Here is a 9,630-nt window from a genome sequence, read left to right on the forward strand (position 1 = left end):
GCAACCGCCAGCGGCGCTGCGGCCGTGGGCTATGCCCTGCAAAACCTGGCCCGCGCCGGTGACCATATTGTGGCGGCAAAAACGCTTTATGGTGGAACCTATAATCTGCTTGCCCACACCTTCAAGGATTACGGCATTGAAACCACCTTTGTGGACCCGGACCGTACGGAATCCTTCCAGGCGGCCATAACTCCCCGCACCCGCGCGATGTTTGTGGAAAGCATGGGCAACCCCCACAGCAATATCGTGGACATGAAGGCTCTGGCGGACCTTGCCCATAAGCATTCAATTCCGCTGGTGGTGGACAATACCTTTGCCACGCCGTGGCTCATGCGTCCCATTGAGCACGGCGCGGACATAGTCGTGCATTCGGCCACCAAATTTATGGGCGGTCATGGCGCGGCCCTGGGCGGCATCATAGTGGATGGCGGCCGCTTTGACTGGGCCGCTGCCGGAAAATTTTCCCACCTGAGTGAGCCGGACCCGAGCTATCACGGGCTGAGCTTCACAACGGCCGTCGGGGCGGCGGCCTATATAGTGCGGGCGCGGGCCATTCTGCTGCGCGATCTGGGCGCGGCTATGGCCCCCCTGCACGCATTTCTCATACTTCAGGGGCTGGAAACGCTGTCGCTGCGTGTTGAGCGCCATGTGCAGAACGCTCTGGCCGTGGTGCGCCACCTGAACGAACACCCCAAGGTCGAAACCGTCAATCACCCGAGCCTGCCCCACAGCACAAGCCATGCCCTGTACAAACGCTACTTCCCGCACGGGGGCGGCAGCATCTTTACCATTGAGATCAAGGGCGGGGCAAAAGAAGCCAGAGCCTTTATCGACAGGCTGCGCATCTTTTCTCTGCTGGCGAACGTGGCGGACGCCAAATCGCTGGTCATCCACCCCGCATCCACCACACATTCGCAAATGACGGAACAGGAACTGGCAAGCACCGGCATACGGCCCAACACCGTGCGCCTGTCCATAGGCATCGAGCATATTGACGATATTCTTGCCGATCTGGACCAGGCGTTGGCTGCCCTGTAAAAGCTTAAACCCGGCGGCGTCCTGCGGCACTGGCGCAACATTTCCGCACCATGCGCCCAGGGCGACGCCGGACACTCCAAGGTTCTTTGCGGCACTCGCCCGCCCGCGCGCTGTTTGCGCCCCTTCCCCTGAAACACATTGTCTTTTCAGAGGCTATTGCATAAACTGCACGGGTCGGCGTCAGCCATGTCCGCGCAGGGTAAAAACGGTTTGCCCACAAGCGCTCAGGAACCGCCAGCCGTACTGCCGCACCCCTCTGAGGAGAACCTTCATGTTGAAAAAGCTTGTGGCCTTTGTGTTCGTCATGCTTCTGGCTATGCCTGCTCTGGCGGAAGAGCTGAACACCAAATACTTTAGCGTAACTGTTCCCGAAGGCTGGAAGGTGATCATGCCTCCCACGGAAAATCAGGGAACCACCAGCGCCATCTTCGCCAATGCGGCGGGCAATGCCTCGGTGACCTTTGTCGTAGGCCCCAACAGCGGCGCCGACAACAAAACCATCGCAGACATGTTCGCCAAACAGTTCAAAGCGCCCAAACCGCCCGTGGAAAAAAATGGTCAATACACGTTTACCTTTGCCCAGCAGGACATTACCAGCCAGGCATGGGTGGCCTCGCACGGCGACGTGTTCATGATCACCGTCATGGCCGGAGACCGCAAAGCTGCCTCCGCCTTTGTCAAAAAGCATGTCAAAAGCTCGGATTTTTCGGCGCTGCTGCCCAAGTAGCACGTCAGCCCTGCTTGCCAAAAACGGCCGCGTTCATACTGAGCGCGGCCGTTTTGCATTTTTTCGCAAACATATTTCCAACATGGCCCGTCTGTAGCGGCCCGGCGCTTACGGCTTTTTCCTCCTTCAGCGCAGCGGCGTCCTGTACGCACAAAGCAGCCGCGAACTGCTTTTACGGGCATTCATTGCCCGCGCCCTGCTCGCCGGGTCAACATTGTTGCTACATTTTTTATTTTCGTGTAACTACTTACGGGGCGACATATCGCCGCACCTCCGGCAATGCCGGAAATCTCAACGCCAGGAGAGCGTTATGTGGAAAATCTGCTGTACTTGCATGGCTCTTGTTCTTTTTTGGGGAACTCAGGCGCAGGCTCACTTCGGCATGGTCATTCCCTCCACTCCCACAGTAACCGATAAAAAGGAAAGCGCGCTCAAGCTGGACATTGCCTTTGCACACCCCACGGAGCTTCAGGGAATGCTCATGGAGCAACCCAAGGCTTTCACTGTCACGCATGGCGGAAACACTGAAGACATCAAGAGCCTGCTCAAGCCCGCCACCATTATGGGCAACAAGGCATGGACAGCCGCCTATGCCATCAAAAAACCCGGCGTCTACCAGTTTGCCGTGGAACCTCAGCCCTATTTTGAACCCGCTGAAGACTGCTACATCATTCATTACACCAAGACCGTGGTTGCCGCTTTCGGCGAAGAAGAAGGCTGGGCCGAACCCTTGGGCCTCAAGACAGAAATCGTCCCCCTTACCCGCCCTTTTGCCAACTACACGGGCAATGTTTTTCAAGGTCAGGTGCTGCTTGACGGAAAGCCCGTTCCAGGGGCCGAAGTAGAGATTGAAAGCTATAACAAGGGCAAGGGACACACTGCGCCCAACGAATTTTATGTGACCCAGGTGGTCAAGGCAGACCAGAACGGCGTATTCACCTACGGTGTACCCTGGGCCGGATGGTGGGGGTTTGCCGCCCTGAATACGGCAGACGAAAAAATGGATCACAAAGGCGAAGCCAAGTCCGTGGAACTGGGCGCAGTGTTGTGGGTCAACTTTGCCGCCCCCCGCACGAAGTAGCTTGTTTCCGCGTCAGCATGCCTGTGCAGCGCATGTCACGGCAGCCTGCCGCTGTTCAGGCCCGCGCCAGGGTATTTCTACTTTGAAATTGCTCTGGCGACTGGCCGCGTAAACACGGAGCGTTTGAGCTTCGTGGCGGCGCTTGCGGGCGCAGAGTCCGGCCCAGCCCGATGATGAACCTGTTCCATGCCTTGTTTTCCCATTGCCCCTTGCAGCCGGGAAGGGGACAAGGTATGACCAGATGCGGAATCATTTATGCCGGTTCCCGCGTTGCCCCGTGAAAGCGGCGCGGAAACCGGCGGCGCATATCCCGTTTTTTTCATGCCGGTCCCCGGAAAGGATGGCCCATGCATATAGCTGAAGGCGTTCTGTCTCCCCCTGTTCTGGCCGCGGGCTATGCGCTTGCGGTTGCCGGTACGGCCGTGGGCCTTCGCAGGCTGGATTATGACAGGCTCATGACCGTGGCAATTCTGGCTGCGGTCTTCTTTGTCGGCTCTCTCGTCCATGTCCCCATCGGGCCTTCCAGCGCGCACCTTATCCTGAACGGGCTTCTGGGAGTTTTGCTGGGATGGGCGGTCTTTCCCGCCATTCTGGCGGCTCTTGCCCTGCAGGCCCTGCTTTTCCAATACGGCGGACTGGTGGTTCTTGGGGTCAACAGCTTTACCATGGCCTTTTCCGGTCTTGTGGCCTGGTATATTTTTCGGGGGCTCACACACCTTTGGCCCGGCCCGCGCGGATTGCGGATCGCGGCTTTCTGCGGCGGCGCTGTTGGGGTGCTGGGTGCGGGACTGCTGACCGCCCTGGCCCTGGCCTTCAGCGATGAAGGCTTTCTTACGGCCGCCAGGCTCATCTTCCTGGCCCACCTGCCCATCATGCTGATTGAGGGGCTTATCACCATGTTCACTGTGGGTTTTATAGCCAGGATACGCCCGGAAATGCTGCGGCTCACAAAACACGGAAACGACAGCTGAGCGCCGAAAATTTATTCATTTGAAAACATGCGCCTGCAGGCCAACATAACGCCTGCTACAGCGTTGAACAGCACAGATAAACTACGCTATCGCCTTCGTGGCGAACGCATGCTTCTGCGGCCACCGAGATCGTCATACAGCGAAAAATCGCACAGCAGGATTGCTCTGCAAAAAAGCTTTTGGAGCGGGAAGGATTGCACATGTTTTACCGCAGTATAAAATCGCGCTTCCATTCCACGGAAAGAGATGCCGAGCGCTCTCTTTGTTTACTTTTACGCCCGCAGGGCCGCACATCGTCGCTTTACGCGTCCTTTCTCGTCTGTCTTCTGGCTGCTGCCGTGTATTTTCTTTCCTGCACTCCTGCCCAGGCCCACAGGGTCAATATCTTTGCTTGGACTGAAGGCCCCCAGGTAATGGTGCAATGTGGCTTCAGCGGCGGCAACAACGTAAAAAACGGCAAAATTACCGTATATGATGCCGCCAATGACGCAGTTCTGCTTGAAGGCCTCACCGACGCCAACGGCATGTTCCATTTTGACATACCGGCCCAGGCCAGAAAACACGGCTTGCGCATACGCATCAATGCTGGTGAGGGGCATCAGAACGAATGGCTGCTTGATGCCGAGGAACTGGCCCGGACCGCGGAGTCTCCGGAAATCATTTCTGCGCATACGGAAAAAGCAGGCAGTACGGGCGACGCACAACCTGCGGATACGTCCGCTCCCGCACGGCCTGCCGGCGCAACGGCCCAGCCTGTGGGCGCAGGAGGCAACGGCTCCCCGGTCGGTATAGAACAAATACGGGCCAGCATGGACGCCGCCCTTGAAGCTCAGGATGCGCGCATCAATGCCCTGCTGGAATCCCGTCTGGCCCCCCTGCGCCGCCAATTGGCGGAAATGCGGCAAGACGGCCCCGGATTGCGGGAAATAGCGGGCGGCATGGGCTGGCTTGTGGGTTTGGCCGGAATAGCCCTGTATTTTCGCTCACGGCATCGGTAAGACCCGCATGGCCCGCAATGTTTGATCAGCCCTTTGTCCGCCCCTCAGCCATCCAGTGTCTGGATCCGCGCGTGCGCATGGCTGTGGCCGCCTTGGCGGCACTGTGCCTTTCATCGCTGCAAGATGCCTCGGCGTGCGGTCTGGGCCTTGCGTTCGGGCTGCTTCTGCTGATCGCGGCCAGGCCGCCCCTGCTGCCGCTGCTGCGCCGTCTGGCTGTGGTCAATATTTTTGTGGCTTTTCTGTGGTGCGTTACGCCCATTACCATGCCGGGGCGCGAAGTCGTCGGTTGGGGTCCTGTAAGCATCAGCGCGGAAGGGTTGCATCTGGCCCTGCTGGTGAGCATCAAATCCAATGCCATTGTGTGCATTTTTCTGGCTCTGGTTGCCACCATGAATGCCTCCACTGCCGGACGCGCCCTTGAATGCCTGCGCTGCCCGCGCAAGCTGGTCTTTCTTTTCCTGTTCACGGCGCGCTACGTGCATGTTATCGCGCAACAGTGGCAAAGCCTGAGCGTGGCCGCCCGTCTGCGGGGTTTTCGCCCCAAAAGCGACATGCACACCTACCGCACTCTGGCAGCACTGCTGGGGCTTTTGCTGGTGCGCAGTTATGAGCGTTCCCTGCGAGTTCGCGAGGCCATGCTGCTTCGGGGATTCTCAGGACAATTCCATTCAGTGGCGGTGTTCAAGGCCCGTGCTCTGGACGTCCTTTTTGCCGTATTTGTGCTGCTCTGCCTTGCGGGCATCGTGGCCGTAGAATACAGGGATACTCTTTATGGCTGATACTATGGATACGGCACGCGCCATCTTTGCCCTGGAAAACATCCACTTCAGCTACGAGCGCGACGGGCAGCGGCATGCGGTGCTCAATGGCGTTGATCTGGCCCTCATGCCGGGGCAGCACGTGGGCTTTTACGGCCCCAACGGCAGTGGAAAAACAACGCTTTTCCGCTGCATTACCGGGTTGGCGCGCCCGCAGCAGGGCCTTGTGCGCTTTCACGGACGCGCGCTGCAGACCGAAAAAGACTTTTATCATCTTCGTTGCGCCGTGGGTTTTGTACTGCAGCACGCCGAAGACCAGCTTTTTTTCCCATCAGTGCTTGAAGATGTGGCCTTTGGCCCGTTGAACCTGGGTTTTTCGCCCGAAGAAGCCCGGCAACGCGCGCTTGAAACCCTGCGGCACATCGGCCTGGACGGCTTTGAAAACCGCCTGACGCACAGGCTCTCCGGCGGAGAAAAGAAGCTGGTTTCCCTGGCTGCCGTGCTGGCCATGCGACCGGAAGCCCTGCTGCTGGACGAGCCTACCAACGGGCTGGACAACGAGGCGCGCCAGCACATTACCGATGTTTTGCGCGGGCTTGACACTGCCCGTATAACCATTTCCCATGACTGGGATTTTCTGGCACAGGTTTCGTCCACCTACCTCACGCTGGACAAGGGTCGCCTGAACGCCGATGCCCCGGATTTTACCCATGCCCATACCCATGCGCACCCGCTGGGCAACGAACCGCACGCACATACGCCTTAAAAAGACTGTTCGTACCTGCCATCTGCAGGCTGCCCGGCGGCGGCAAAATCCACAAAGGACATCCGTTTTCCGGCTCACAAAATTTGGCGCGGTGAAATAGCATATCACGCGCAAAAACCCCCAGCCGCCTCAAATTCAAGCCGCGTTTTTTTTCAAAGGGACATAAAGGATACTGGATTTATATTCGTATATCCATTATACTGAACATGTTGCTGTTTTTCCTGCATGACACATGCAAAACGGCAGATCCCACAAATCAATCCATCCTGTCATCATTCCACCGATCTCTTGTAATAATGCACGGTTGACACTTTTATGCCGAAAAAATCAAGCATTATACCAGAATATATACAAATCGAATCACACGATCCTGTCTGGGAGTGGCACACGGCATCAGACAGGCTTTTCATGAGTGTCGGAGCGCGTGACCAACTGCACCTGGAAAGCAATCCGCCGCGCAGCATGAAAGACTATCTGGAGCACTGCCCCCTTGAAAGCCTGGCCCAGCTGCTTGAGTCTCTGGAAACAGCGCTCAACGGCTCCCACGGGCCGCACCTTGAAGTTTTTTATCCTTTTGACGATTTTTGGGTGCGCTCGCAGATACTGGTCTTACGGCGCGACGTTTTTGGCCGCGCCACACTGGTCACAGGGTGCAACGTGGCTTTGGAAAAACAGCGTCCCGCTGGCGAGGGGCCAGCGCGCCCCACCCACCCGCCACCCCGAAATCTGCCCGAAATCGCGGTTCTCTCCACCACCCGCAATGATACAAGCCGCCTCATGCTGGCGCTCAATGCGGCCAGTGACGGCCTTTGGGACTGGAACCCCAGCACCAATGTCATCTACTTCAGCCCCCGCTATCTGGACATGCTAGGTTATACCAGCGACGAGTTCCCGCCCCTGTCCACATCCTGGACCAGCAAAGTCCACCCGGACGACTATGAAAACATTGTTCCCATGCAGATCGAATTCATCAACGATCCCAAGCAGGGTGACAGTTTTGAGTGCACCTACCGGATGCGGCGTGGCGACGGAACCTGGGCCTGGATTCTCAGCCGGGGCTATGTGACCCACCGTGATGAGCACGGCAAGGCCGTTCGCGTGGTGGGCCTGCACACGGACGTCACCGCCAGCCAGGGCGACAGGGCGCGTCTTGAGGATCTGGTGCGCAACGACGCCCTTACGGGGCTGCGCAGCCGCACCTATTACGGCATGACTGTCGACAAGCTGGAGCGGCAGCAAATGCGGCCTGTCAGCATCATCATCGCTGACATGGACGGCCTGAAACTGGTCAACGACCACATGGGCCACAGCGAAGGCAGCGAAATGCTCTGCCGGGCAGCCGTCATACTGCGCAGCAGCCTCAATTCTGCCGACTGCATCGCCCGCATGGGCGGCGACGAATTTGCCGCCATTGTACCGGGCTGCGCCAGGGAAGACCTTGACGAACTCATGCAGCGGATCAGGGATGCCTTTGATGCCCATAACATCAACGAAGATCACGTACCGACCCATATGTCTGTGGGGGGCGCATGCGCGCAGGACATGACCACCACCCTGGCCCAGGCCCTGTCGGAGGCTGACCGCAACATGTTGGCCGTCAAACGCGAAAACAGCCCCAGGTGGCGGCTGCGCATCAAGAACTGGATAGAGAAGCATACCGGCAAAGCGGTTCAGCTCGACGACAGCCGCTACAGGATGTCTCCCGTACACAACGACTCTTGACGTGGACCGCTCTTTGGTCCAAAGTATTTCCCATGTCCGAAGATAACCCTCCCCCTACGCAGGCCCCCGGCGCTTCAGTGACGGAAATTCCCGTTGTTCAGGAGCCCGAGAGCGGCCAGAAGCTACTTCAGTTCCTGCAACGTCGCTTGAACCTGCCCCAGGCCATGCTGCACCGCTGGGTGCGCACGGGCCAGGTCAGGATCAACGGCAGCCGTTGCAAACCTTTTTCCCGCGTACAGACCGGCGACACGGTTCGTCTGCCGCCTTTCGCCATGAAAATGGCCGCGCAGTGCGATTCTGCCTCGCCCGCTCCGGAAGGCAAGGAACAGCGTAAGGATGATGCCGCCGAAGACGGCCCCCCGCTGCCGCCGCTGGTTGGAAAGTCCGGTTATCTGTGGGCGTTTGACAAGCCTGCGGGGCTGCCTGTCCATCCGGGAACCGGGCATGAAGACAGCCTGACCACCCGCCTGGCCTGCCATTTTGCCCGGGCCAGCTTTATGCCGACCCCCGTGCATCGGCTGGATCGGGGAACTTCGGGGGTCATTCTGGTGGCCGCCTCTTACGCCGCCCTTGATGAAACACAGCGGGCGCTGCGCGCCAACACAGTACACAAAGAATATGTGGCCTGGGTAGCCGGGCGCTGGCCCCACGAGCAAACCTGTCTTGTGCGACATTTTTTACGCAAGGAAGCCGTGAACGGCTTTGAGCGCGTGCGCCCTGTAAGGGCCGCCGCCCCGGATGCCAAAGAGGCTCTTTGCCTTGTCCGCGCCCTGAGCGTCGGCGACAGGGCAAGCCTTGTGCAGGTGCGCCTGCTCACGGGGCGTACCCATCAGATACGGGTGCAGCTTTCAAGCCTGGGACACCCGGTGCTCGGCGACGCCAAATACGGTCAGGCCCGCGCGGGGGCAACACTCTATCTGCACTCGCTGCGCATCGCCTTGCCCGAAGGCCCGGCCTTTACCTGTCTTCCGACCTGGAGCGGTCCACACGCGCTGACGGCCCTGCCCGAGGGCATCGCGTGTGACCAGCTTGCTTGCCGGCCGCCCTCCTGCCCTGATGGGGCCTTCCCATTGGGCGAAGATGCTGCTACAATTTCTCCTTTACATTAGGGTCCGCACTGGCGGGCCTTTTAAAAAGCGCCCCGCGAGAGCCCGCCGCCTTGCGTCAGGGACGCAACAAGGTTACCGTCATGGCTGAAACTCTGCCCCGCATCATTCTCGTGGGACGCCCCAACGTGGGTAAATCCACCCTGTTCAACCGCCTTATTCGCAGCAATCGCGCCATCACCCACGACCGTCCGGGGGTCACCCGCGACCGTATGGAAGGCGTGGTACGCCGTAACGGCATGCCGGCCTTCGGCATTGTAGACACAGGCGGCATCACCCTTGACGCCCACGCCATGGTCGTTGAGGGGCCGGAAGGCATCCGCGGATTCGAGCAGGACATCCTCGACCAGACCGAAGCCGCCATGAAAAACGCTGCAGCTGTGGCCTTTGTGGTGGACGGCCGTGACGGCTTGCTGCCGCTGGACGAACACCTGGCCGCCCACGTGCGCCGCAAGGGGCTGCC

At 59.1% G+C, this 9,630-nt stretch carries 10 protein-coding genes; all 10 read left to right on the forward strand.

From position 1 onward, the window contains the following. A partial coding sequence (locus V6C16_RS04435) for an O-acetylhomoserine aminocarboxypropyltransferase/cysteine synthase family protein (protein WP_333542810.1) occupies positions 1-1,038 on the forward strand: 1,038 nt, incomplete at its 5' end. Between the two features lie 271 nt (positions 1,039-1,309). After that, the gene (locus V6C16_RS04440) at positions 1,310-1,765 is read left to right on the forward strand and encodes a hypothetical protein (RefSeq protein WP_333534613.1); all 456 of its coding nucleotides are present in this window, start codon (positions 1,310-1,312) and stop codon (positions 1,763-1,765) included. Between the two features lie 310 nt (positions 1,766-2,075). Beyond that, entirely contained in the window at positions 2,076-2,846 is a 771-nt protein-coding gene (locus V6C16_RS04445; RefSeq protein WP_333534612.1) for a DUF4198 domain-containing protein, read from the forward strand. A gap of 347 nt (positions 2,847-3,193) precedes the next feature. After that, entirely contained in the window at positions 3,194-3,817 is a 624-nt protein-coding gene (cbiM, locus tag V6C16_RS04450; RefSeq protein ID WP_333534611.1) for a cobalt transporter CbiM, read from the forward strand. A gap of 200 nt (positions 3,818-4,017) precedes the next feature. Beyond that, positions 4,018-4,815 carry a cobalamin biosynthesis protein CbiL gene (locus V6C16_RS04455; RefSeq protein ID WP_333542811.1) on the forward strand — a complete coding sequence of 266 codons (798 nt, stop codon included), beginning with the start codon at positions 4,018-4,020 and terminating at the stop codon, positions 4,813-4,815. Positions 4,816-4,832: 17 nt separating this feature from the next. Then, complete coding sequence (gene cbiQ, locus V6C16_RS04460; protein WP_333542812.1) at positions 4,833-5,594, forward strand: cobalt ECF transporter T component CbiQ; 762 nt, start codon at positions 4,833-4,835, stop codon at positions 5,592-5,594. Next, positions 5,587-6,339, forward strand: a complete 753-nt coding sequence (locus V6C16_RS04465) for an energy-coupling factor ABC transporter ATP-binding protein (RefSeq protein ID WP_333534669.1) — start codon at positions 5,587-5,589, stop codon at positions 6,337-6,339. The genes cbiQ and V6C16_RS04465 overlap by 8 nt, the downstream gene beginning before the upstream one ends. A gap of 408 nt (positions 6,340-6,747) precedes the next feature. Continuing rightward, positions 6,748-8,061 carry a sensor domain-containing diguanylate cyclase gene (locus V6C16_RS04470; protein ID WP_333542813.1) on the forward strand — a complete coding sequence of 438 codons (1,314 nt, stop codon included), beginning with the start codon at positions 6,748-6,750 and terminating at the stop codon, positions 8,059-8,061. Between the two features lie 32 nt (positions 8,062-8,093). Further along, positions 8,094-9,170: a pseudouridine synthase family protein gene (locus V6C16_RS04475; RefSeq protein WP_333542814.1), complete on the forward strand. Its 1,077-nt coding sequence runs from the start codon at positions 8,094-8,096 to the stop codon at positions 9,168-9,170. A gap of 80 nt (positions 9,171-9,250) precedes the next feature. Further along, positions 9,251-9,630: GTPase (locus tag V6C16_RS04480; RefSeq protein ID WP_333542815.1), on the forward strand; the 380-nt coding region annotated here is incomplete at its 3' end.

This window comes from Desulfovibrio sp. 1188_IL3213 (genome assembly GCF_036763145.1).
Lineage (GTDB): Bacteria > Desulfobacterota > Desulfovibrionia > Desulfovibrionales > Desulfovibrionaceae > Desulfovibrio.

Bases quoted from the DNA above. Each gene is read 5' to 3' on its own strand.
- V6C16_RS04440 (WP_333534613.1), top strand. From the start codon at position 1,310: ATGTTGAAAAAGCTTGTGGCCTTTGTGTTCGTCATGCTTCTGGCTATG.
- V6C16_RS04445 (WP_333534612.1), top strand. From the start codon at position 2,076: ATGTGGAAAATCTGCTGTACTTGCATGGCTCTTGTTCTTTTTTGGGGA.
- cbiM (WP_333534611.1), top strand. From the start codon at position 3,194: ATGCATATAGCTGAAGGCGTTCTGTCTCCCCCTGTTCTGGCCGCGGGC.
- V6C16_RS04455 (WP_333542811.1), top strand. From the start codon at position 4,018: ATGTTTTACCGCAGTATAAAATCGCGCTTCCATTCCACGGAAAGAGAT.
- cbiQ (WP_333542812.1), top strand. From the start codon at position 4,833: ATGTTTGATCAGCCCTTTGTCCGCCCCTCAGCCATCCAGTGTCTGGAT.
- V6C16_RS04465 (WP_333534669.1), top strand. From the start codon at position 5,587: ATGGCTGATACTATGGATACGGCACGCGCCATCTTTGCCCTGGAAAAC.
- V6C16_RS04470 (WP_333542813.1), top strand. From the start codon at position 6,748: ATGAGTGTCGGAGCGCGTGACCAACTGCACCTGGAAAGCAATCCGCCG.
- V6C16_RS04475 (WP_333542814.1), top strand. From the start codon at position 8,094: ATGTCCGAAGATAACCCTCCCCCTACGCAGGCCCCCGGCGCTTCAGTG.